The sequence below is a fragment of the Bradyrhizobium sp. CCBAU 53340 genome, assembly GCF_015291645.1.
Lineage (GTDB): Bacteria > Pseudomonadota > Alphaproteobacteria > Rhizobiales > Xanthobacteraceae > Bradyrhizobium.
The window spans coordinates 5,534,087-5,556,260 of sequence record NZ_CP030055.1 but is presented as its reverse complement, the minus strand read 5'-3'; the positions used below and the strand labels follow the sequence as shown (position 1 = coordinate 5,556,260).

The window sequence follows — 22,174 nt, the reverse complement described above, 5'->3', positions numbered from 1 at the left end:
CGAAAAACCTGAATGGACCGTCTCGTCGCTCTTGCCGTCAACCGGCGCTTCCTGATGGTCGGCATGTTTGTCGCCGTGTTCATCGGCGGCCTGATCGCGTTCAACCAGCTCAACATCGAGGCCTATCCCGATCCGACCCCGCCGATGGTCGACATCGTCACGCAGAGCCCGGGCCTGTCGGCGGAAGAGATCGAGCGCTACATCACGATCCCGATCGAGACCCAGGTCGCCGGCCTGAAGAACCTAACGACCATCCGCACCATCTCGCTCTACGGCCTCTCCGACGTCAAACTCCAGTTCTCGTTTGCCTACACCTATGAAGAGGCGTTGCAGCAGGTCTTGAACCGCCTGGCGCAACTCGCGCCGCTGCCGGGTAACGTGCAGCCGCAGATCTCGCCGTTGAGCCCGATCGGCGAAATCTTCCGCTATCGCCTGGTCGGCCCGCCCAACTACAGCGTGCTCGACCTCAAGACCATCCAGGACTGGATCCTCCAGCGCCGCTTCCGCGCCGTGCCCGGCGTGATCGACGTCACCGGCTGGGGCGGCAAGAGCAAGACCTACGAGCTCCAGGTCGACAACAACAAGCTGGTCGCCAATGGCCTGACACTGCCGCAGCTGCTGCAGGCCGTCAGCAACTCCAACGTCAATGTCGGCGGCAACACCGTCAATATCGGCCAGCAATCGGCCGTGGTCCGCGGCGTCGGCCTGATCAAGTCGATCGACGACCTCGCCAACACCATGGTGGCGCAGACCAATGGCAATCCGGTGCTGGTGAAGGACGTCGCCACCGTCACCGTCGGCCAGAAGCCGCGCCTCGGCATCGCCGGCCTCGACGATGCCGACGACATCGTACAGGGCATCGTGCTGATGCGCCGCGGCGAGCAGAGCACGCCGACCATCAGTCGTGTCGAGCAGTTGGTCGCCCAGATCAACAATTCGACCATCCTGCCGCCGGGAGTGCGGATCGAGCGCATTTACGACCGCAAGGACCTGATCGACCTCACCACCCACACCGTGCTGCACAACATGGTGGTGGGCATCCTCTTGATCGTGCTGCTGCAGTGGATCTTCCTCGGCGATCTCCGTAGCGCACTGATCGTCGGCGCCACGATTCCGTTCGCGCTGTTCTTCGCCGTGATCATCCTGGTGCTGCGCGGGGAATCGGCCAACCTGCTCTCGGTCGGCGCCATCGATTTTGGCCTGATCGTGGACGCCACCGTCATCATGGTGGAGGCGATCTTCCGCCGCCTGACGCAGACCACGCCGACGACGGAAACCGAGCATATGTCGAACGAGACGCTGTTCGGCATGAAGAGCCACGCCATCCTCAGCGCCGCCGCCGACGTCTCGCGCTCGATCTTCTTTGCCGCCGCGATCATCATCGCGGCCTTCCTGCCGCTGTTCACACTATCAGGCGTCGAGGGCAACATTTTCGGGCCGATGGCGCGCACCTATGCCTACGCGCTCGCCGGCGGCCTGCTCGCGACCTTCACCGTCACACCTGCGCTATCCGCGATCATCCTGCCGGCGCACGTCGAGGAGACCGAGACCCGCGTGATGCAGATCCTGCATCGGCTCTATATGCCGGTGCTGAACTGGGCCGTCGCCAACCGAGCCATCGTGCTTGGTGGCGCGGTCGGCCTTGTGGTGATGACCCTCGTGTTCGGCCGGCTGCTCGGTCTCGAATTCCTGCCGAAGCTGGAAGAGGGCAATCTCTGGATCCGCGCCACGCTGCCGCCCACCATCTCGCTCCAGGAGGGCAACTCCTACGTCAACGAGATGCGCAAGTTGATCCGCGCTCGACCCGAGGTCGAATCCGTGGTGTCGCAGCACGGCCGCCCGGACGACGGCACCGACGCCGCCGGGTTCTTCAATGCCGAGTTCTTCGCGCCACTGAAGCCCGCGAGCGAGTGGCCGGGCACGCACGACAAGGAAGAGCTGACCGCGCAGCTGCTCAAGCAGCTCGACGACCGCTTCCCCGGCGTCGAATTCAACTTCTCGCAATATCTGCAGGACAACGTCTCCGAAGCGGTCTCCGGCGTGAAGGGCGAGAACTCGATCAAGCTGTTCGGCAACGATCTCCAGGCGCTGACCGACACCGCCAACAAGATCAAGTCTGTGCTGTCGACGGTACAGGGCGTCACCGACCTTGCGGTCTTCACCTCGCTCGGACAGCCGACCGTGCAGATCGACATCGATCGCGCCAAGGCCGCGCGCTACGGGCTCGCCCCCGGCGACATCAACGCCACCATCAAGGTTGCGATCGGCGGCGACACTGCGGGCGATCTCTACGAGCCTGGAAGCGACCGTCACTTCCCGATCATCGTTCGTCTTGCGCCGGAGTATCGCCGCAGCGCCGAGGCGATCCAGAATATCAGGATCGGCGCGCCGGGGCCGAACGGTTCGATCACCCAGATTCCCTTGAGCGAAGTCGCCACGATCAGCCTCGTCTCCGGCGCCGCCTATATCTATCGCGAGCAGCAGGAGCGCTATCTGCCGATCAAGTTCTCGGTACGTGAGCGCGATCTCGGCAGCGCCATCCGCGAGGCGCAGCAGAAGATCGCCGACCAGGTCCAGCTGCCGCCCGGCTCGCACATGGAATGGGTCGGCGAGTTCGGCAATCTCCAGGACGCGATCCGGCGGCTGTCGATCGTGGTGCCGATCTCGCTGGCGCTGATCGGCATCCTGCTCTGGTTCAATTTCGGCTCGATGACCGACACGCTGCTCGCCATGAGCGTGATCCCGATGGCGATCTTCGGCGGCGTGCTCGGCCTTCTGATCTCCGGCACCGCCTTCAGCGTCTCGGCGGCGATCGGCTTCATCGCGCTGTTCGGCATCGCCGTGATGGACGGCATTATCATCCTCTCGCAGTTCAACCAGCTGATCGAAGAGGGCTTGGATCGCATGAGTGCGGTGGTGCGCACCGGCGAGCTGCAGCTCCGGCCCGTGCTGATGACCTGCGTGGTCGCGGGCGTGGGCCTGCTGCCGGCCGCGCTCTCGGAGGGCATCGGCTCGCAGGTGCAGAAGCCGCTCGCGGTCGTCGTCGTCACCGGCATGATGCTGGCGCCGGTCGTGATCCTGGTGACGCTGCCGGTGCTGATCTCCTTCTTCTCGCGCCGGGCGCGCTAGCCCAACGCGCGTTGCGCGATCCGCAGCAGCATCGAGGCGCCGAGACCGAGCGGCATCAGGCTGGCGAAGCGGGTGCTCAGTGACAGCATCCGCGGGGTCAGCCGGGACCGCGCGGTCGCGACGATCGTGCTGAGCATCATCCACCACACCGCAGAGCCGACGAAGACGCCCGCGATCAGCGGAGCCGCTGCGGCCTGCGTGGAGAACGCATGCAGCGCGGCCAGAAACAGGATCACCGTCAACGGATTGGTCAGCCCGAGCGCGATGGCGCTGAGATAGGCACGCGCGAGATGCACCCTGTCGGTTTCACCGGAATTCTGAAGTCCGACGGAGCAGCGGTGGGTGCGAATCGCAAACCACAGCAGCGTCAGCGCCGAGATGATGCCGAAGCCAACGGCATTCGCCTCGACCCAAGGCCGCGCCAGCGCGCCCAATCCCAAAACTGCCAGGGTGCTGTAGGTGAGGTGCACCGTCGCCGCACCGAAGCCGGTGGCGAGGCCTGTAGCCATGCCCGAGGTCAATGTGCGCTGAATGCACAGCAGGCCCATGGGGCCGATCGGAGCTGCGACGGTGAAACCAATTCCAATGCCGGAGAAAAGCGCGGCAAGAGAATGCGATAGGGGCATGCATCCGCACGAACAAATGAAATCTGTGCGTGTGCGTAGCCGCGAATTCGGCGCCTCGCCTCAACCGGAAGGCTGAAAAGCAAATGAGCGAGCAAACACGATCGTGTGAGTCAGGATCACTACGCTCTCGCGACAACAATGCCATGGCTCGGCATGGAACCGGATCGCATTCTGCTTGAACCCAATCGGATTCGCCGCGACTCAAAAGTCATAGAGTTGTGTGGGATTGTCGACCAGGATCTTCTTGCGAACATCGGCATCCGGTGCCCACACCGGAAGCTGATTGAGCAGGCGGCCATCGTCGATCGCGTAGAGCGGTGCGATGTCGGTGGCTTTCCGTCCCTCGACGTGGCTCGAATCCGGGTGCGGCCAATCGGTACCCCAGACGACGCGATCCGCGTTCGCGGCGATGAGCGCGCGAGCATAAGGCACCATGTCCTGATAGTCAGGCGCAAGCTTCGAGGAGCGGTAGGCGCCGGAAATCTTCACATAGGCCTTGCCGGATTTGACCAGTGCGACGAGGTCCGCAAATCCGGGCTGCTCGACCCCGAGCGAGGCCTCGAGGCCGCCGAAATGGTCGAACACGGCAGGAACCGTCGAGGCCTCCACGAGATCCCTGATGGCCGAGATCATCGACAGCGTGGTGTAGAGCTGCACATGCCAGCCGCGCGACTTCATGCGTTCGACGGCAGCCATGAAGCGGGTGCGGCCGACATTGGGATCGCTGATGCCGCCTGTGGCGAGGTTGATACGGATGCCGCGAAAGCCTTCCTGCTGCATCGCGTCGAGCTGGGCTTCCGTCGTCTTGTCGTCGATCACGGCGACGCCGCGTGCATTCGCGCCGCGCGCCTTCATGCCGAACAGGGTCGAGGAATTGTCGGTGCCGTAGACGCTTGGGGTGACAATCACCACGCGCTCGATATGCAGTGCCTTGTGCAGCGCGGCCATCTCTTCCGGCGAGGCCGGCTCGGGCGTGTAGACGCGGCCCGGGAAGAACGGAAATTTCTCGACGTCGCCGTGGATGTGGGTGTGACAATCGCAGGCGTGCGGCGGAACGTCAAAATTGACCGGCGTTGCGGGTTGCGACGCGCGGGCGTGGGCTCTGGTGGTCATGGCTACTCCGCCGGCGAGGGAGGCAAGCAGGACACTGCGTCGGTTGAGCATCGCTTCTCTCCCTGTTGCCTCATCTATTGTTGCGGAGACAATATCACATGATCAAGGCAGCCGCTGTGCTTCGCTGCATAGCAGCTCGACGAGGTCGGAAATGGGACGCGAGCCATCGATGCGGACGATGGGGCAGGGCAGGCCTGCGAGCCATGCTTCGTCTTTCGGAAGACTGCGGCCTTCGCGATCGCCGGCTTCGTAGTGTGAAGCCCATTCGACGAACGACTCCGTCTCGTCATGACGCCAGCCGCCCCGTGCGACGGCATCAGCACCGAAATGGGCAGCTTCGCGGGCGCGCAAGCGCTGCAAGCGAAGCTCGCGTGGCGTGGTCACGAAGACGACGAGATCGAACGATGGGACGAGCCCGTCGCCCCAGCCGGTGACGGTTCCGCTCAGCACCCAATCGAGCCGCGGCAGAAACATCTCGCGCATCAGGCGCAGACGATCGGCGGCAGGGCGCGTCGTCTGGTAGGGCGGCGCGGTCGGCAGCCAGAAATAATCATCGCTGTCGTGATGCGGCAGCGCCAGCCGCGCAGCCAGCGCGCGGCCGAGCGTCGTCACGCCGGAGCCCGAAGCTCCCATCAGATGGATGCGGCGGCTCTTCATCGGTATCGACCCGAAGATTTGGAGATTACTGCCCCGATGGCGTGCGCAGCCCGTGCCAGGCGTCGCGGACCTGCTGGTAGTGCACCTCCGGCAGATAGTCCGGCGTGTTCAGGCTCAGCGTCTTGACGTCGAGATGGCCGACGGCGCTGAGCAATGTGTAGGAGGCGATGACGCGGTCGCGGAGCGCGCCGATCAGGCGGGCGCGGGCCTGGATCAGATCGGCCTGCGAGTTCAGAACGTCGACCGTCGTGCGTTGTCCGCCGGCGGCCTCGCGCTGCACGCCCTGGAGCGCGACGGTTGCTGCCTTCACCTCGGACTCCGAGGCCGAGACCGCGATCTTGGCGCCTTCATTGGCCACCCAGGCGCTGACGGCCGCCGTACGGGCCTGGTTGCGCATCTGGTCGAGCACGAGCCGGCTCTGTGCCGTGACTTCCTTGGCCTGCCTCGTCTGCGAGGCGGCCTGGCCGCCGTCATAGATCGGCGCGGTGACGTTGGCGACGATCGAGGCCTGGTCGGTGGCGAAAGTGCCGAGCGTCTGGTCGCTGTCGCGGCTGCGGCTGGCGCTGCCCTGAAGGCTGGCGCTGGGCAGCAGCGCGCCTTCGGCGACGCGGATATTGGTCGAGGCGACGTCGACGTCGAAGCTCGCAGCCATCACCGCCGGGTGCTCGCGGATCGCCATCGCGATCGAATCCTCGCGAGTCTTCGGCAGATAACGATCGACCACTTCGGCGGGGCGAAGCGCAGAGGGCGCATTGCCGATCACCTGGGCATAGGTCGCCTGGCTAATCGCAAGCGCGACCTCGGCGGCATTGAGGTCGGCAAGGCCGCGGTTGAGACGCGCCTCGGCTTGGGCGGTATCGGTCGGAGTGACGTCGCCGGCGTTGAGGCGGCGCTGGGTGATGGAGAGAGTCTCGCGCAGGAAGGCGACATTGGAGCGCTGGGCTTCCACGAGCGACTGGTTCGCCAGCACGTTGGTGTAGGCGGTCACCGCGTCAAGCAGCACGCCCTGGCCGACATTGCGCAGGGCTTCGCGGCCGGACTGAACCTGAAGTTCCGCCACCCGCACGCTGTTGGCGGTCCGGAAGCCGTTGAACAGGGTCTGCGACACCGTGACCCCGATGGTCCACGGTTTCAGCGTCGCAGTCTGGATGGTGTTGCCAGGAAGCAGGTTACGCACCGCTTGCAGGCCGGCGCTGAGGCTCGCCACGATCTGCGGCCGATAGCCGGCCAGCGCCTGCGGCACATTCTCGTCGGTGGCGCGCTGCCTTGCACGCTCGGCGTTTAGTTGCGGATTGGTCTGATAGGCCTTGACCAGTGCCTCCGGCAGGGCTTCCGCAGAGGCTGTGACGGGCAGGGCGCAACCAAGCGCCAGCGTGGTCCATGTCGCCAGGACAGCACCCGCGCCCGATCGACGCCGCGTCATCACGCGACCAGCTCTGGCGGCACGCCCAATCATGTAATCCCGCAAAACCCCGGCTGTCCGCCCCCGCCGACGGCGGCTCTCTTAACTGTTTACCCAGCGTCGGTCGCGCAGGCAAACTGCCGCGGGGAAATCCCCCATGAAATCCGTGCTTGTTGCAGGCGCGTCACAGGGTTCTGCAGGAAGGGGCGTAGTCTGACACCAGCCTTACCGCCGGTCGACTTTACCGGTTCTTGTTCACGGGTTTGCGCTTCTCGATGAACGCGGCCATGCCCTCGGAGCGGTCTTCGAGCGCGAAGGTCGAGTGGAACAGGTTGCGCTCGACGCTCATGCCTTCGGCGAGCGTCGTCTCGAAGGCGCGATTGACCGCTTCCTTGGCCATTGCGACCGCGGGGCGCGACATCGTGGCGATCTTCTCGGCGGCGGCCAAGGTCTCGTCCATCAACTTGTCGGCGGGTACGATACGGCTGACAAGGCCGCTGCGCTCGGCTTCCGCCGCATCCATCATGCGGCCGGTGAGGCAGAGATCCATCGCCTTGGACTTGCCGATCGCGCGCGTCAGGCGCTGGGTGCCGCCGATGCCAGGGATGGTGCCGAGCGTGATCTCGGGCTGGCCGAATTTGGCGGTGTCGGCGGCGATGATGAAATCGCACATCATGGCGAGCTCGCAGCCGCCGCCGAGCGCGTAGCCGGCAACCGCGGCAATGGTCGGCTTGCGGCAGCGTGCGATGCGATCGCCGCCGATGGCGGCAAAGTCCTCGGAGAACATGTCGATGAAGCCCTTCGGCTGCATCTCCTTGATATCGGCGCCGGCGGCAAACGCCTTCTCGCTGCCGGTCACGACGATGCAGCCGATGGCGTCATCGGCTTCGAGATCGTCCACGGCTGCGGCGATTTCGCGGAAGACGCCGAAAGAGAGCGCGTTGAGCATCTTCGGCCGGTTCAGCTTGACGATGCCGACTGCGCCTTTGCTTTCGACGATGATGTGTTCGAACGTGCTCATGCTCCACCCACACTTTTGATTGGGCGGGCAATGTGCCCGCTGGCGGGGTGGGCTTCAAGGGGCCAGGATTCAAGGGGGCCAAGAGAAGTCGGGGCGCGCGCAGAACGCACGCCCGGAAAGGGCCGTCAGGCCGGGAATTGAACCAAGATCAGGCCATGAACATGCGCGCGGCAGAGGCCAGCGTCAGCAGCGTCCCGACGCCAATGAAGATCTTGCCGATCAGGGAGCTTTGGTCCCAGGCGGAGCTTGGCTGACTGCTCGCCATGACGGGCGCCGGGCGCGGCTGTGGGTCGGCTGCGGCGATCACCGGTTTCTGCGCAGGCGAGTTATCCTGTTGCAGAGCGCGATCGAGGTCGTTGAGCTGGTCGGGCGCGACCACCTGGCTGTCGGCATTGGCCGCCGGGGCCGCATTATTGTCGGCTGCGGCCTGAACGTTGTCGTTGGCGCGGCCTGTCATCGCGGAGGCCGCGGCCGCAGGCGGCGTGTCGGCGGGCGCGAGCTGCGCATTGGCATTGGCAACTTCCGGCGGCATCTGGCTCGCGGCCGGGACGTCGGCGCTGGCCTCTTTGCCGGCCTTGGTTTCGTCGGCCTGCGGCGTCACGTCTGCCGTGTCAGCCTTGTCGTCGGATTTCTGCGCCGTCTTGCTGCCGGAGTGGTGGCGAGACGCGCGGTGCCGCTGCTTGCCCGCGTCGGCCTGTTTGCTCGAGCTCGTGCTCGTGCTTGCGGCAGAAGTCGGTGCGGCGGAGTTTGGTGCAGCTTGGGCCGTCACTCCAAACAGCAGCAATAGTCCGGCCAAAACGACCAATGCCGCGCGCCCGCTGGCTTTCATCATGTTGACGATCTCCCCAATTCGCCCGTCCCGGGAGCGAACAGAGACCCTGGCGCATGACGACAGCGGGGCAAAAAATGGGAATCTTCGGGCCACACGGGGCAAAACCGGGGCAAACCGGTCGGGCGCATCGGCCCGCCGGATGCGGCAGGGACCGATCGGTGTTAAGAGCCGTGGCGGAATGATGCGGCTGCTTCGGGCCGCGGCTCAGAGCAGATCACGACTTCGTGATCGGCTGGGTCGCTGCGTAACAAATTGAAAGAGCGGCCGAATTGCAATGGTGAGGGGCGCGCGTGCGCGGACGTGAGGACGAATGGACCGGCCTGATGCGGTCGGCCATGGCGGGCGATGATGCGGCGTATCATCGCCTGTTGAAGGCGGTCACGCCGGTATTGCGCGCTGCTGCGAGGCGCGGCCTGGCTCGTGCCGGGCAGCCTCCCGACCAGGCCGAGGATATCGTGCAGGAGATTTTGTTGGCGGTGCATCTGAAGCGGCACACCTGGGACAGCGAAGCGCCTTTCGCTCCCTGGCTGTTCGCGATCGCGCGCAACAAGCTGATCGATGCACTCAGGCGCCGCGGCCGGCGCGTCTTCGTCAACATCGACGATTTCGCCGAAACGCTGCCCGGCGAGACGCCGCAGGAGACCGCCTCGGCCGGTGAGGTTTCGGCGCAGCTGAGCACCTTGCCGCAGCGCCAGCGCGACGTGTTGCAGTCGATCGCGGTCGAGGCCGCCTCGATCAAGGATACGGCGGCGAAATTCTCGATGAGCGAAGGTGCGGTGCGGGTTGCGCTGCATCGGGGGCTTGCGGCCCTGACCGCTAAACTACGGGACCACTCGTGATGGATACCGACCAACTCATTCGCACGCTCGCGGCCGACAACGCCCATCGCGCTCCGCGGGTCGGTGCGCTGCTGACCACGGGACTTCTGGTCGCTGCGCCGTTGTCGATCCTGATTTTCGCGACGTTCCTGGGCGTGCGACCGGACGTGATGACGGCCATGCACAATCCGTTCTTCGACATGAAGTTCGCGGTCACGCTGTCGCTCGCGATCCCCGCGATCATCGTCAGCCTGCATCTGTCGCGGCCAGAGGCCCTGATGCGCGGCTGGGGCTGGCTGCTGCTGCTTCCCGTCGGATTGCTTGCGGTGGCGATCGGCAGCGAGGCGATGATGGCGCCGGCCATGCCGATGACGATGCGGCTCGTCGGCAAGAATTCGCGGGCGTGTCTGTCGGCGATCCCCGCGATGTCGCTGCCGCTGCTCGCGGGCGCATTGTTCGGTCTGCGCCACGGCGCACCGTCGCGTCCTGCGCTGGCCGGTGCGCTCGCCGGCCTGCTGTCGGCCGGGCTCGCCGCCACGCTCTACGCTTCGCACTGCACCGACGATTCGCCGCTGTTCGTCGCGACCTGGTACACGATCGCGACCGCGCTCGTAACCGCGATCGGCGCGGCGGTCGGGTCGAGGGTTTTGAGGTATTAAGCCGCCGACGTCGCGCTCTGCATGCGGTGGAAGCGCAGCACCTGCTGCGCGGTGGAGCTGCGCAAGGCCTCGTAGGTATCGCGCAGCGACAGCATGTCGATCTGCGATCCACCCGACAGTTTTTCGCGCATGGCGATGATCGCGCGCACGCTCGACCATTGCATGCCGGCCACCTTGGCGAGGATCATCACGCCCTCGGTGCGGTTCTCGATCATCATATTCTCGGCAGTCTCGACCGCGACGCCGGCGAGCGCCGCGAGCCCGGCGTTCGTCTCGTCGAACTTGCCCTGCTCGGCGAAGGTCGTGATCTGGAGTTCGTTGAGGCGGCCGTCATCGTGAAGCGACTTCACCAGCGCGCGCGCCATTTCGGTCTGCCGGGTCATCGCGACGGTGCGAACCCGCTGCGCCGCTTCCTGCACGACGCTCGATACTTCGGCGGCCAGTTCGGGGTGGGCGGCCTCCAGCTTCCTGCGCACGCTTAAGGAGGCCTTGGCGACCAGCTTCAGATAATGATGCCGCGGCAGGTCGGGCCGCAGGCCGATGCAGGCGGCAAGGTCGTCGTCGCGTTCGGCACGAATGACGAGGTTCGTGAGAGTATCCTCGGAGAGCCGTGCACCCGGGTTCGCTGCGGTCGATTGCACCACGTCTTCGTTGCCGCGCGACACCAGCACGTCGGTCAGCGCTTCCGACAGCATCCGTCGAAGCGAGATCGCCTTGAGATGGGCCTGGCTCTTGCTGCGTGCGATCTCGATCAGGGTCGTCTCGTCGAGCCGCTCGGACTTCGACAGCACGGGACCCGCGACCTCGATGACGTCGTCGAGCGCAAGCGTGCGGATGATCTGGGGCGGGGCGGCTCCGATCGGCGCGAGCCGGTCGGCGAGCAACGCTTTCGCCGAGGTCTCGATCTGCTCGATCAGGCATTGGAAGACGTCGTCGAACACGCGGATATGGTCGTCGGAATAATCCACCGCGTTGCCCACGAAGAGATCGGTGACGCGGCGCAGCGTCTCGACGCGGCGCGCGACGGTGCCGTGTGCGAGCGCGCTCTGCAATTCCTCGAGCAAATTCTCGGATGACTTGGCGGATTTGGATCTCATGGCCCTGTCCTGGAGCGTTCGGACCGGCGGTACCTTCTCTCGCGCCGGCAGCAAATGAATCGGTCAACTCGTAGCAATGCGGTTGCGCCCCTGCGCCTTGGCTGAATACAGCGCGCTGTCGGCGCGCGCGAGGAACGTATCTGCAGTATCAATGTCGCGTAGCGTCACGACGCCGGCGGAAATCGTCACGTGCATGCCGGGCGAGAATGCGCTCCAGTCGAGCTCGGCCACGATGCTGCGCAGCCGGTCGAGCATGCGCGATGCGGCCTCGATCGCGGTGCCGGGCAGCAGCAGCAGAAACTCCTCGCCGCCATAGCGGCCGAAGCGGTCGTCGGGCCGGATGTTGGCGAAGATGGTGATGGCGAAGGTCCGCAGCACCTCGTCGCCGACGGGATGGCCGTAGGCATCGTTGATGCGCTTGAACCAGTCGAGGTCGATCAGCGCGATGGCGCAAGGTGTGGCCGACTGCCGCGCCTTTTCCATCTCCGCGTCGAGAAGCCGCATGATGCAGCGGCGGTTGTAGGAACCGGTCAGCTCGTCGAGCTCGGCGAGCTCCTCGATCCGCCGATAGGCCGCCTTCAGCTCGATGCTGCGGCGGTACAGGATCTTGCGCAGCGTTGCGCCGAACAGGCCGAGAAAGGCGCACTGGCCGATCACCAGCACGAAGCACAGCATCGAGGCGGTCCGCTGCAGCCGCGTCGCGACCGGCATGCCGATCGGCAGGTTGGAGCCGAGGAACACGGCCGCGAGCGCGATGGTCGCAATTGCCCAGGTCAGCATCGCCTGGGCCGAGCTCATGCGCAGCGTGCCGAATGCAAAGATCAGGAACAGCACGCTGATGAAGGCGATCCCGATCGTCGGCACCGACACCAGGAACACGAATTGCAGCGCCATATGCGCCGAGATCTGGAAGACGGTGAGATAATGGTCGTTGTGCCTGTCGCCGACGCCGGCCTCCGACATCACCACGAAGATGCCAATGATCAGAAGGCCGCCAACCCAGAACAGCGATGGAACGTTGCTGCCAATGACGCCGTCATAGGCGTAGAGCAGCAGCACGAAGGCGGCGAGCGAATAGCTCGCGACCTGGCCGATATACATCTGCCGGCGCTGGCGGATCCGACGGGCCAGCACCTCCCGCGCGGCCGCCTCGGGCGTGAGGACGATATCCGCGGTCTCTGCGGCACTCCTCTCCGGAAAGGACGTCGCGGCCGTACTCATGGTCCCGCCAATGGTGGATGTCAGCCGAAAAAATCTACGTGGCAAGCCTTTAGGTTTGGTATCCTTATGAACCGAATCCGCCAGGGGAACGTTGCGCGGGTAAGGGGCTCCGGCGGCGCGGAATTTTGCAGCCAATTAGGCATCGCAGGCGATATCGCGGACCAAAGCCGGCGCCGTGCGACATAAGGTGCACAGGGCCGTGTTATGGACCGAGCTCGAGCGGGCTGCCTGTGACGGCCCACGGCAAGTCCGAAGAGAGTGTTTCCGTATTATGTTACCGTTCTGCAGCGAAGCAGCCAGCCGCCACGGGCGGAACAAGGAAATCGCGCGTATGTGGGGTAGATCACACAGGTCCCCGTATGACTGCGGTAGGTTGAACAATTTCACTCCTCCCGTCGAACCGTCCGCCGCATCGACCCGACCAACCTTGCGAGACGGCCTTTGAGCGTGACACAGGCGGCTACGGACGAGGTCCTGATCGCCAGGATCGCCCAGGGTGACCGGCTCGCCATGCAGGTGCTGTACGGGCGGCACCATGTCAGGGTGTACAGGTTCGGGCTCAGGCTCGTGCGGGACGAGCAGACCGCGGAAGACCTCATCAGCGAGGTGTTCCTCGACGTCTGGCGTCAGGCCGGCAAGTTCGAGGGTCGGTCCGCTGTCTCCACCTGGCTGTTGGCAATCACCCGATTCAAGGCCCTGTCTGCGCTTCGGCGCAGAAAGGATTTTGAGTTGGACGACGAAGCCGCCAACGCGATCGAGGATTCATCCGACGATCCGGAAACGGTGGTGCAGAAGAAGGATACCAGTGAAGCGTTGCGGGAGTGTCTGACGGGCCTCTCGCCGGACCACCGGGAAATCGTCGACCTCGTCTATTACCACGAGAAATCAGTGGAAGAGGTGGCCGAAATCGTCGGGATCCCGGAAAACACGGTGAAGACGCGCCTCTTCTATGCGCGCAAGAAATTGGCCGAACTGCTGAAGGCAGCCGGCATTGAGCGAGGCTGGCCATGATGGCTTTGAGCAAGAAGATGCTGGAGCAAGAGCCCAGTGAGATCGAGATGCTGCTGCCCTGGCACGCCGCCGGCACGCTGAACGCGCGCGATGCGCGCCGCGTCGAGGAAGCGCTTGCCAGCGATCCGGCGCTCGCAAAGCAATATGCGACGATCCGCGGCGAGTATGAAGAGACCATCCACCTGAACGAAAGCCTGGGTGCTCCGTCGGCGCGCGCGATGCAAAAGCTGTTCGCCGCGATCGACGCCGAGCCGGCGCGCGCGACCGGTTCGCTGCCGCTGTCGGCACGTATCGCCACCTTCTTCGCCAGCCTCTCGCCACGTACGCTGGCCTGGTCGGCGAGCTTGGGAGCCATCGCGCTCTTGCTCCAGGCTGGCATCATCGGCGCCGTGCTGATGAAGACCCAGACCGCGACCTTCCAGACCGCATCGCTCTCGACCGGTGCGCCGATCACGCGTGATCTCGGGGCGGCGGCTCCTTCGCGGGCACTGGTGCGCTTCACGCCCGAGGCGCGCGTCGCCGACATCACCGCGCTGCTCGACAGCTACCAGGCCTCGATCATCGGCGATGCCAAGGGCGGCATGTTCCGCCTCCAGTTCGACAAGGCGATGAGCCAGGACGAACTCGCCGCGCTGCTCGGCAGGATGCAGCGCGAGAAGTTCGTCAACCTCGCCGTGGCGGCGCCTTAAGCGCGCCTTCGCAGCAATGATGCGCAAGTCCGAGAGTAAATTGCGAGCCGGGGCCCATGCTTCGTCGGCCGGAGCCGCGCTCCTGCTCGCCGCCTGCCTCGGTATCGAGGTCGCCCACGCCCAGGCGATCATGCGCACGCCCACGATCAACATTCCCTCGCGCACGCCAACAATCTCTCCGAACATCGCGGCGCGAGCCATGAACGTCGATCACGGCCCTCGCGTGGCACCGACGCCTCACATCTCGGCGCGGCTGGCGCCGACGACGGTGCTGCCCTATGCGCACTACTCGCCGAACCTCTATCCGGCGTGCTCCGCCCCATATCGCGATGCCGACGGCGAGTGCCTGGGGCAGCCAAATGGTGGCGGCGACGGCGGCGGCAAATCGGCCAAGAAGACCGCCGGCAAAGGACGAGGCAACAACCTGCCTGTCGCCATCGGCTCGCGCAGCTTCGCCAATGAATTCGTCGCGGAGATCGACAGTGCGCTATCGGCGACCGAAGCCGACGAGCTTGCGCGACGTCACGGCCTGACCCGCGTCTCTTCGGAGAATTTCCCGCTGATCGGGGCCACGGTTGGCCTGTTCCGCATCACCGACGGGCGGCCGTACGAGACGGTGCGGCGCGAATTCGCGGCCGACGCCAGCGTGCGCTCGCTTCAGCCGAACTTCCGCTACGTGCTTCAGGATCAGAAGCCGGCCGTGCCGACCGAAGGCGATCCGGCGCAATATGCGCTGTCGAAGCTGCGCCTTCCGCAGGCGCATACCCTGGCGCACGGCAGCAACGTCACAGTCGCGGTGATCGATTCCGGGATCGACGCCAGGCATCCCGAGCTCGCCAATTCCATTGCCGACAATTTCGATGCGCTCGGCAGCGGCGAGGGGGCCCATGTTCACGGCACCGGCATTGCGGGGGTGATCGTGGCGCATGCCAAGCTGATGGGCAGCGCGCCGGAAGCGCGCATCATTGCCATCAGGGCCTTCGGCGGCACCACCGGCGGGGCCGAGAGCTCGTCCTACGTCATCCTGCGCTCGCTCAATTATGCCGCCGAGCACGGCGCCCAGATCGTCAATATGAGCTTTGCCGGTCCCAAGGACGCGGTGATCGAGCGCGCGATCGCGGCGACCGCGGCGCGCGGATTGGTGCTGATCGCGGCCGCCGGCAATGCCGGCCCCAAATCGCCGCCGCTCTATCCCGCCGCCAATCCCAATGTGATCGCGGTCAGTGCGACCGACCAGCAGGACAGGCTGTTCGCCGCATCCAACCGCGGCAATTACATCGCGCTGGCTGCGCCCGGGGTCGATATCTTCCTGCCGGCGCCTGACGGCAAGTACCAGATGACGTCGGGCACCTCGTTCTCGGCGGCTTACGTCTCCGGCGTTGCGGCGCTCCTGCTCGAGCGCAACTACGCCCTGAAGCCGGAAGCGCTGCGCATGACGCTGGCGAAGACGGCACGTGACCTCGGTTCGCCCGGGCGTGACGATCTCTACGGCGACGGCGAGGCGGATGCGTTTGCCGCGGTGACGGCCGTTCCCGCCAACAACGCGACGCCGGTCGCATCTGTATCAGCTACAACTAAACGTGAAGATGCGCAGCCGCGCCGCGACGACCCCGGCGCCCGCGCAATCGAGCAGCCCTCGCTGTCGAGCGCGGACGATAAATCCACGATTTCTCAGGCGGATAGGCCGGCGGCGCGATAGCGCCCGCGTCAAGATTGCGCATCGGCCAATGGTTAAATAATCGAACGCCGGATTGAACGTTCAGCCAGCTGCCACGACCAAATGATGTGGGAGCGGTCATCCCTCCCCATCAGTCATATCAGGCGCGAGCGCCCATCCACCCCAAGCGCCCATATGGCTCGACCCGTCCGGTTGTCCCCCCGGACGGGTCTTTTCCTTTTTGGGGGTCCGGTTTCTTGAAGCGTCGTTTGAGATCACCTTGCGGTTGAGCCCGCGGGGCGATCGTCGTCACGACTCGGCGCCGGTTACGCGGCAAGCCCGCTATGCTTGCGCGGAGCTTGACTCGCAAACCCCTGAAAACTCCGCACGACTACGGTATTTCATGACGAGAGCCGTGTCGTTGCTGGACAAGTCAAATCTTTTCCACAAAATATTCATGTCGCTTCTAAATTGATTCGTGTGCGTTGCGTCGCGTCCGTATTTTTCTCCAGACGGGCTGGTTCATGACACATCGCCAAGAGTCGGTTGGTGCCGCGGCTGCAGGTCGCGACATTGCGGCACGCTGGTGCGCTCTCGCCGAACAGCGGCTGGAGCATCTGTCCGAAATGTTCGAGACCGGACGCTGGCGCCGCTATCACAGCGAAATCGCATTCCTCGAAAACATCCAGGAAGCCAAGCGCGCGGTCGAGACCTGGCGCGCGCTTGCGACTGGCGGAGACGTCGCCGCGGCCGCCGCAAGCGTGACCTCCGCCTTCGGCTGGTCGCCGGCGACGATGCCGCGCGTGTTTCCGCGCGAGCAGGCCCAGACCGTGCAGCCCCAGATCTTGCAGCCCAAGGCCGTGCACATCGCGCCCGAGACGTCCGTTCCGGTCAGGCTCGAGCCCAAGCCGGACGTGCTTGCCGAAATCGTCGAGGCGCCGATAGCTCCGGTCGCCCCCGTTGCACCGATCGCGCGGCCGGCTCGCATTGCGCCGGCAGCTCCGCCTGCGCCAATTGCCCGGAAGACGGCGCCGGCGGCTCCCATCGCGCCAGTCGCTCCGGCTGCACCGTCGATCGCCTCGTTCCTTCAGACCTTCTCGCCGCCTGCCGATGAAATCGTCGCGGCCCCCGAGCGCGTGGTCGAATTCACCTTCAGCCTCGACGGCATCGAAGCAAAGTACCCGCTGCTGCGCAATTCGTTCTAGGGGCCGACGCTCCCGAGGCGCGCCGCGGCCGGGCCGCCGACCGCGGACCTACTGCCGGACGGCATTGACGCCGATCATCACCTGCGCGAAGCGTTGCGCCCCTTCCGCCAACAGATCCGACGTCACCGCCCGCGCGTGATCCAGGCCGACCACGGCGCCGCGTGGGGTTTCCGAGATCATGTTGTTGTTGACGAGGGCGGTGCCGGCGCCTGCTACGACGGAGACGCCGACGCCGGCCAGTGCCTTGCGGATCACATTGCCCGAGATCACGACGTCGCGCAGATATTTGCCCCAGCCGGCGACGATGCCGTAGGACGGCGCATTCTCGATCACATTGCCGGTCACGGACGTATCGGCCTCGATGTAGATGCCGACGCCGGCGTCGTCGTCCGGCGCGGTGCCGATCGGCCGCTTCGGGATCAGATTGCGGATGATATTGCCTTGAACGACCGCAATACGTCCGCCCTCATTGAAATTGCAGACGGAGACGCCGACGGCGGCGCCATCGACAGTGTTGTTGGCAATCACTGCGGCTTCGAATGAGAACTCCGAGTAAAGCGCGACCTCGCGGACGTCGCTGACGCTGTTGCCCGAAATGTGGATGTTTGAAGCCGAATTGCCGCGCACCGCGGAGTAATCGCAATTTTTGATGCGGTTGCCGCGCACGATGACGTTGCTGGCGCGGAAGGCGTTGATGGCGTTGCCGTACTGGCCGGAGCCGCCGGGCCCGGCCTTGATGTCCTCGATGCGATTGTCGGCGACTACAGTGCCGTCGTCGCCGATGGCGGTGCGCAGGATCTCGATGCCGTTGTCGTTGGTGCCGATGATGGTGTTGCGCGACACGCTGAGGCCTCTGGCATCGAACGAGACCACCGCGGTTGCCGCGATGTCGGTAAAGATGTTGCCGGAGATATCGCCCGAGACCTGCTCGAGCCAGATGCCGCTGTCGCCCGAGGACGCGATCTCGCAATCGATGATGCGGACGTCGCGGCCGCCGAGCACATGGATCAGCCCGCGCCGCGTCGGCAGCGGAATGCCGCCGCCGTCGAAGGTGATGCCGGCGAGGCCGATTGCGTCAGAGCCCTCGCTCTGGATCGCTGAGGCACCGCCGGTAAAGACGAGTTTCGTCGCGCCGCGCACGCCGATCAGCTGCGCGCCATTTGGCAGCCGCAGCAGCCCGGTTCGGTAGAGTCCCGGCGGCAACGCCAGCGGCATCTGCGCGCGCGAGGCTTCGTCGATCGCGCGCTGGAGCAGCCGCGTCTGGTCTTCGCTGCTGCCGGGCCGTACGCCATATTGGGTTGCATCGCGTCCGAGCAGCGATGTCAGCGGCGCCGCGCGCGCAGCGTTCGCGGGCATGGCGAGCGCGCCCGCGATGCCGGCGGTCGAAGCTCCGATGAGATGACGGCGATTGAGGTCCATGACGCGTCCTTCGGCGGACGCGGGAAGTGTCCGCGACAGTTAGGTAGCGCAGGGCGGCTTTGGCGGTGGGGATTATTCGCGGTAGGGTTAAGTGTTTACCGCAAGGCCGGCGTATTCCGCCCCTTCCTTGCCAAACCCACCAGCTCCATCAGCATCGCTTCCCCCGCGTCCACCAGTTCCTCCAGCGTGATGCGCGGGGCGCCCTTGCGCCGCACCGCGCCGCTGCGCGCGAGCAGGGGAATGTGGATGAACGCCGCCAGCTTCGGTCCGCCGGCCCTGACGTTCTCGATCGCACGCCAGCTCAAGTAGTTGCAGAGATAGGCACCGGCATCGCGCGAGGGCCGCGCATCGATACCGGTGAGGCGCGCGGCGCGCAGCAGTCTTGCGGTGTGAGGACCGAAATTCATCGCGTCGGCATGGCCGGCGATGCCGCGCTTGCTCGAGCGGGTGTTGGCGGCATCGGGCCAGAGCATCGTGACGGCGTTGCGTGCGCGGCTCTCGATGCGCAGGTAAGGTGTGCGCGCGGCGAGGCCGAACATCAAGAGCGCATCCGGCCGCACTTTCGCGAGCACCTCAGGCAATTGCCGCTCGACCGCCGCATAGGTCACCGGAAAGATGTGGCGCGAGAGCTCGACATCATCGAGCGCGGGACGGCGCAGTTGCGCCAGCCGCGCGACCAGCGGCTGGGTCGGATTATGCGGCGCACCGGGAAACGGGCCGAAGCCGGTGAGGAGAACGCGGAGCTTGTCGGACAATGGATGTGATCCTCTCGATCCTGTCGGGGACACCGGCATCCAGTAAACACCGGGATAAGTCGTCTTCCAAGCTCGCGGATCGTCAGATCCCCGATGCGGGATCGTCCCTGTGGCGCTCGCGGTAGGTCCGCGTCTTTTCGCGGTTGCCGCACAAGGTGGATTGGCACCAGCGCCGCGTGCCGGGCTTCGAGCGATCGAAAAACACCCGCCGGCACTCGTCGGCGGCGCACATCTTCAGCCGCGCGAGCGTGCCGGCCGACGCCGCGTCATACAATTCGGCGACGATCGCCGACAAGCCCGCTTGCGAATCGCTCGTGACAGGCCTGAGTGCAAAACCATCCTTGCCGATGGCGGCGACACTGAGTGCAAGCGGCTCCATCGCGGCGTTGAGCGGGGTGGTGACGGCTTGTTTGAGATGGCGCTCCGCCGGCTCGCATTTGAGGTAGTCGCGGATCGCGGCGCGCAGCCGCAAGGCCGCCTCGAAGGTCTTCTGCGATGGCGCAACGGCACGTTGGATCAGCCCATGCTGGTGCATCCATTCGCCGAGCGCGGCCGGATCTTGCAGCTCGTCCGCCTGCTTATGCTGGACGCCGTGATGGATGAAGTGCCGCAGATCCAGCGTGTTGGCGAAATCGTAGAGATTCGCCAGCGCGTCCGGCACGTGGAACTTGCGTGATTCCCTGGACATGGAACACCATTTAATCTTGTTTACTGGTTGAAACAAGTAACCTGTATAGATAGTTTACTGGTGTCGAAGACAGGAAATGGAGTTTCATCATGTTGCACGTCAATCGTCCGCCGATCTCGACCGAGGAAGTCTCCTACCGGAAATACGTCGAGGTGCTGGATACCGAGATGGCCTATGTCGACGTCGGAACGGGCGACCCGATCGTATTCCTGCACGGCAATCCGACGCCGTCTTATCTCTGGCGCGGCATCATCCCCCATCTCCTGCCGTATGGCCGCTGCCTCGCGCCGGACTATGTCGGCATGGGCAATTCGGGCGCCGCGCCGAATGGGTCGTATCGCTTCGTCGATCACCAGCGCTATCTCGATGCCTGGTTCGATGCGATGGGTCTGAGCCGGAACGTGATTCTTGTCGTGCACGACTGGGGTTCGGCGCTCGGCTTTCACTGGGCCCATCGTCACCCGGAGAGGGTCAAGGCGATCGTCTACATGGAAGGCATCGTTCGGCCGTTCCACTCCTGGGACGAATGGCCGGACGCGACGCGCGCCTTCTTCCAGGGCCAACGGAGTCCGCGAGGCGAAGACCTGATCCTGCAGAAGAACCTGTTCATCGAATATCTGCTGCCGCTGCGCCATATCGCGCCGGACGCATTGGAGGTCTATCGGCGCTACTACCGCAATCCCGGTCCGAGCCGCCAGCCGATGCTGACCTGGACGCGCGAATTGCCGATTGAGGGCGAGCCTGCCGATGTGGTCGCGATCGTCGAGGCCTACGCGGATTGGATGTCGAAGAACCGGATTCCGAAACTGTTCATCGATGCCGAGCCGGCGGGCTTCCTGATCGGCGCACAGCGCGAGTTCTGCAGGGCCTGGCCCAATCAGGAGACCGTCCTGGTGAAGGGGGCGCACTTCCTGCAGGAGGAGGCGCCGCAGGAGGTCGGCGAGGCGACCGCGCGTTTCGTGTCGAAGGTGCTGGCCGGGCAGATCAGCTAGAGCGTTTTCGGGCGAAGTGGATACCGGTTCGCGTCAAGAAAACGCGTCAAGACAAGAATCTAGAGCCCCGTTCCGATTCCATCGGAGCGGAGCTCTAGGCCGTCACGAGATCGCGTTGGATCGCGAGAGCTCGGACTTCGCTTCACTTCTCCCCGTCGGGGGAGGTGAAGCGGCCTCAATGCAGTAACTCCAGGATCTGCTCGGCGGCGAGCGCCGGCGTGAGATGCCCGTCGGCGACTTCAGCCTCGATCTTCCTGACCTTGCTGCGCACCGAGGCTTCGCTGCGCAGCCGCGCCAGCATGCGCTGCTCCAGCATCGACCACATCCATTTGATCTGCTGGTAACGCCGGCGCGCGGCAAATTCGCCGGATGCGTTCATCGCCTTGCGGTGATCCAAAACCTTCTGCCAGAGCTCGGCGATGCCAGTGCCGGCGAGCGCCGAATAGGTGACGACAGGCGGATTCCAATGCTCGGATCGGGGGCTAAGGATATGCAGCGCGCTGCGATAGTCGGCAGCGGTGACGTTGGCGCGCTTGAGATTGTCGCCATCGGCCTTGTTGATCGCGATCATGTCGGCCAGCTCGACCAGGCCCTTCTTGATGCCTTGCAGCTCGTCGCCGCCGCCGGGCAGCATCAACGCGAGGAAGAAATCTGTCATGTCGCAGACCGCTGTCTCGGACTGGCCGATGCCGACGGTCTCGACCAGCACGACGTCGAAGCCGGCCGCCTCGCACAAAAGCATCGCCTCGCGCGTCTTGGCGGCGACGCCGCCGAGCGTGCCCGACGACGGCGAGGGGCGGATGAACGCATTGTCGGACGCCGACAATCGTGCCATCCGCGTCTTGTCGCCGAGGATCGAGCCGCCGCTGCGCGCGGAGGACGGATCGACGGCGAGCACGGCGACCTTGTTGCCCTGCTCGATCAGATAGGTGCCGAGCGCATCGATGGTGGTGGATTTGCCGACGCCGGGCGAGCCGGTGATACCGACGCGAACCGCCTTGCCGGTGTCGGGCAGCAGCATCTGCACCAGCTCGCGCGCCAACGCCTGATGGTCGCTGCGCCGGCTCTCGACCAGCGTGATGGCCCGCGCCAGCGCCGCGCGATGACCTGCGCGCAAGTCGCGTGCGAGGGAGGTAATGTCCAGCGGAGTCTTCTTCTCAACCATGCCCTGCTTTACAACGAC

At 65.1% G+C, this 22,174-nt stretch carries 20 protein-coding genes; 8 read left to right on the top strand and 12 right to left on the bottom strand.

Features of this window, described 5'->3' with window-relative positions; genetic code table 11:
* The first annotated feature begins 12 nt into the window (after window positions 1-12).
* Window positions 13-3,129 (top strand): efflux RND transporter permease subunit, encoded by a 3,117-nt coding sequence (locus XH89_RS26310; RefSeq protein WP_194463277.1) that lies wholly within the window; start codon window positions 13-15, stop codon window positions 3,127-3,129.
* On the opposite strand, the gene XH89_RS26305 is transcribed toward XH89_RS26310, so the two are convergent.
* The 6 genes from XH89_RS26305 to XH89_RS26280 all read right to left on the bottom strand — a co-directional run bounded on the left by XH89_RS26305 (window position 3,126) and on the right by XH89_RS26280 (window position 8,780).
* Window positions 3,126-3,755 (bottom strand): LysE family translocator, encoded by a 630-nt coding sequence (locus XH89_RS26305; protein ID WP_194463276.1) that lies wholly within the window; start codon window positions 3,753-3,755, stop codon window positions 3,126-3,128. The two genes, XH89_RS26310 and XH89_RS26305, sit on opposite strands and share 4 nt — an antisense overlap.
* 201 nt (window positions 3,756-3,956) lie before the next feature.
* A complete protein-coding gene (locus XH89_RS26300) occupies window positions 3,957-4,919 on the bottom strand; it encodes an amidohydrolase family protein (protein ID WP_194463275.1) in 963 nt (320 codons plus the stop codon).
* A 51-nt stretch (window positions 4,920-4,970) separates the two neighbouring features.
* Window positions 4,971-5,525 (bottom strand): hypothetical protein, encoded by a 555-nt coding sequence (locus tag XH89_RS26295; RefSeq protein ID WP_194463274.1) that lies wholly within the window; start codon window positions 5,523-5,525, stop codon window positions 4,971-4,973.
* Between the two features lie 25 nt (window positions 5,526-5,550).
* Window positions 5,551-6,981, bottom strand: a complete 1,431-nt coding sequence (locus XH89_RS26290) for a TolC family outer membrane protein (protein WP_371825177.1) — start codon at window positions 6,979-6,981, stop codon at window positions 5,551-5,553.
* Window positions 6,982-7,168: 187 nt separating this feature from the next.
* Window positions 7,169-7,948 carry an enoyl-CoA hydratase gene (locus tag XH89_RS26285; RefSeq protein ID WP_194463272.1) on the bottom strand — a complete coding sequence of 260 codons (780 nt, stop codon included), beginning with the start codon at window positions 7,946-7,948 and terminating at the stop codon, window positions 7,169-7,171.
* Window positions 7,949-8,096: 148 nt separating this feature from the next.
* A complete protein-coding gene (locus XH89_RS26280; protein WP_194463271.1) occupies window positions 8,097-8,780 on the bottom strand; it encodes a hypothetical protein in 684 nt (227 codons plus the stop codon).
* A gap of 290 nt (window positions 8,781-9,070) precedes the next feature.
* Here XH89_RS26280 and XH89_RS26275 point away from each other — a divergent pair, with 290 nt between their 5' ends.
* On the top strand, window positions 9,071-9,619 hold the full coding sequence (locus tag XH89_RS26275) for a sigma-70 family RNA polymerase sigma factor (protein WP_194463270.1): 549 nt from the start codon (window positions 9,071-9,073) through the stop codon (window positions 9,617-9,619).
* Window positions 9,619-10,257, top strand: a complete 639-nt coding sequence (locus XH89_RS26270) for an NrsF family protein (RefSeq protein WP_194463269.1) — start codon at window positions 9,619-9,621, stop codon at window positions 10,255-10,257. The genes XH89_RS26275 and XH89_RS26270 overlap by 1 nt, the downstream gene beginning before the upstream one ends.
* On the opposite strand, the gene XH89_RS26265 is transcribed toward XH89_RS26270, so the two are convergent.
* Together XH89_RS26265 and XH89_RS26260 are read right to left on the bottom strand one after the other, a co-directional pair.
* A complete protein-coding gene (locus tag XH89_RS26265; RefSeq protein ID WP_194463268.1) occupies window positions 10,254-11,354 on the bottom strand; it encodes a DUF2336 domain-containing protein in 1,101 nt (366 codons plus the stop codon). The two genes, XH89_RS26270 and XH89_RS26265, sit on opposite strands and share 4 nt — an antisense overlap.
* A 63-nt stretch (window positions 11,355-11,417) precedes the next feature.
* On the bottom strand, window positions 11,418-12,575 hold the full coding sequence (locus XH89_RS26260) for a GGDEF domain-containing protein (protein WP_194463267.1): 1,158 nt from the start codon (window positions 12,573-12,575) through the stop codon (window positions 11,418-11,420).
* Between the two features lie 441 nt (window positions 12,576-13,016).
* Between XH89_RS26260 and XH89_RS26255 the strand changes: the two genes are divergently transcribed.
* From XH89_RS26255 to XH89_RS26240, 4 genes are all read left to right on the top strand, one after another.
* A complete protein-coding gene (locus XH89_RS26255; protein WP_164938793.1) occupies window positions 13,017-13,586 on the top strand; it encodes a sigma-70 family RNA polymerase sigma factor in 570 nt (189 codons plus the stop codon).
* On the top strand, window positions 13,583-14,275 hold the full coding sequence (locus tag XH89_RS26250) for a hypothetical protein (RefSeq protein ID WP_194463266.1): 693 nt from the start codon (window positions 13,583-13,585) through the stop codon (window positions 14,273-14,275). Before XH89_RS26255 ends, XH89_RS26250 begins: the two co-directional genes overlap by 4 nt.
* A 16-nt stretch (window positions 14,276-14,291) precedes the next feature.
* A complete protein-coding gene (locus tag XH89_RS26245) occupies window positions 14,292-15,974 on the top strand; it encodes a S8 family serine peptidase (RefSeq protein ID WP_194463265.1) in 1,683 nt (560 codons plus the stop codon).
* Window positions 15,975-16,456: 482 nt separating this feature from the next.
* Window positions 16,457-17,137: a TIGR03809 family protein gene (locus tag XH89_RS26240; protein WP_194463264.1), complete on the top strand. Its 681-nt coding sequence runs from the start codon at window positions 16,457-16,459 to the stop codon at window positions 17,135-17,137.
* Between the two features lie 48 nt (window positions 17,138-17,185).
* Here XH89_RS26240 and XH89_RS26235 read toward each other — a convergent pair whose 3' ends face one another.
* The 3 genes from XH89_RS26235 to XH89_RS26225 all read right to left on the bottom strand — a co-directional run bounded on the left by XH89_RS26235 (window position 17,186) and on the right by XH89_RS26225 (window position 19,999).
* Window positions 17,186-18,556, bottom strand: coding sequence for a TIGR03808 family TAT-translocated repetitive protein (locus XH89_RS26235; RefSeq protein WP_194463263.1), 1,371 nt, complete (start codon window positions 18,554-18,556; stop codon window positions 17,186-17,188).
* 95 nt (window positions 18,557-18,651) lie between these two features.
* Window positions 18,652-19,311 (bottom strand): pyroglutamyl-peptidase I, encoded by a 660-nt coding sequence (locus tag XH89_RS26230; RefSeq protein WP_194463262.1) that lies wholly within the window; start codon window positions 19,309-19,311, stop codon window positions 18,652-18,654.
* Window positions 19,312-19,393: 82 nt separating this feature from the next.
* Window positions 19,394-19,999, bottom strand: coding sequence for a CGNR zinc finger domain-containing protein (locus tag XH89_RS26225; protein WP_194463261.1), 606 nt, complete (start codon window positions 19,997-19,999; stop codon window positions 19,394-19,396).
* Window positions 20,000-20,088: 89 nt separating this feature from the next.
* Here XH89_RS26225 and XH89_RS26220 point away from each other — a divergent pair, with 89 nt between their 5' ends.
* A complete protein-coding gene (locus tag XH89_RS26220; RefSeq protein ID WP_194463260.1) occupies window positions 20,089-20,991 on the top strand; it encodes a haloalkane dehalogenase in 903 nt (300 codons plus the stop codon).
* Window positions 20,992-21,166: 175 nt separating this feature from the next.
* Here the strand turns inward: XH89_RS26220 and meaB are convergent, their stop codons facing one another.
* Window positions 21,167-22,156 carry a methylmalonyl Co-A mutase-associated GTPase MeaB gene (gene meaB, locus XH89_RS26215; protein WP_194463259.1) on the bottom strand — a complete coding sequence of 330 codons (990 nt, stop codon included), beginning with the start codon at window positions 22,154-22,156 and terminating at the stop codon, window positions 21,167-21,169.
* Between the last annotated feature and the right edge of the window lie 18 nt (window positions 22,157-22,174).

Excerpts from the sequence above, each read along its gene's own strand:
- XH89_RS26280 (WP_194463271.1), bottom strand. The coding sequence starts at position 8,780 with ATGATGAAAGCCAGCGGGCGCGCGGCATTGGTCGTTTTGGCCGGACTA.
- XH89_RS26245 (WP_194463265.1), top strand. The coding sequence starts at position 14,292 with ATGATGCGCAAGTCCGAGAGTAAATTGCGAGCCGGGGCCCATGCTTCG.
- XH89_RS26265 (WP_194463268.1), bottom strand. The coding sequence starts at position 11,354 with ATGAGATCCAAATCCGCCAAGTCATCCGAGAATTTGCTCGAGGAATTG.
- XH89_RS26235 (WP_194463263.1), bottom strand. The coding sequence starts at position 18,556 with ATGGACCTCAATCGCCGTCATCTCATCGGAGCTTCGACCGCCGGCATC.
- XH89_RS26300 (WP_194463275.1), bottom strand. The coding sequence starts at position 4,919 with ATGCTCAACCGACGCAGTGTCCTGCTTGCCTCCCTCGCCGGCGGAGTA.
- XH89_RS26250 (WP_194463266.1), top strand. The coding sequence starts at position 13,583 with ATGATGGCTTTGAGCAAGAAGATGCTGGAGCAAGAGCCCAGTGAGATC.
- XH89_RS26310 (WP_194463277.1), top strand. The coding sequence starts at position 13 with ATGGACCGTCTCGTCGCTCTTGCCGTCAACCGGCGCTTCCTGATGGTC.
- XH89_RS26270 (WP_194463269.1), top strand. The coding sequence starts at position 9,619 with ATGGATACCGACCAACTCATTCGCACGCTCGCGGCCGACAACGCCCAT.
- XH89_RS26285 (WP_194463272.1), bottom strand. The coding sequence starts at position 7,948 with ATGAGCACGTTCGAACACATCATCGTCGAAAGCAAAGGCGCAGTCGGC.
- meaB (WP_194463259.1), bottom strand. The coding sequence starts at position 22,156 with ATGGTTGAGAAGAAGACTCCGCTGGACATTACCTCCCTCGCACGCGAC.
- XH89_RS26305 (WP_194463276.1), bottom strand. The coding sequence starts at position 3,755 with ATGCCCCTATCGCATTCTCTTGCCGCGCTTTTCTCCGGCATTGGAATT.
- XH89_RS26225 (WP_194463261.1), bottom strand. The coding sequence starts at position 19,999 with ATGTCCAGGGAATCACGCAAGTTCCACGTGCCGGACGCGCTGGCGAAT.
- XH89_RS26290 (WP_371825177.1), bottom strand. The coding sequence starts at position 6,981 with ATGATTGGGCGTGCCGCCAGAGCTGGTCGCGTGATGACGCGGCGTCGA.
- XH89_RS26240 (WP_194463264.1), top strand. The coding sequence starts at position 16,457 with ATGACACATCGCCAAGAGTCGGTTGGTGCCGCGGCTGCAGGTCGCGAC.
- XH89_RS26295 (WP_194463274.1), bottom strand. The coding sequence starts at position 5,525 with ATGAAGAGCCGCCGCATCCATCTGATGGGAGCTTCGGGCTCCGGCGTG.
- XH89_RS26260 (WP_194463267.1), bottom strand. The coding sequence starts at position 12,575 with ATGAGTACGGCCGCGACGTCCTTTCCGGAGAGGAGTGCCGCAGAGACC.
- XH89_RS26220 (WP_194463260.1), top strand. The coding sequence starts at position 20,089 with ATGTTGCACGTCAATCGTCCGCCGATCTCGACCGAGGAAGTCTCCTAC.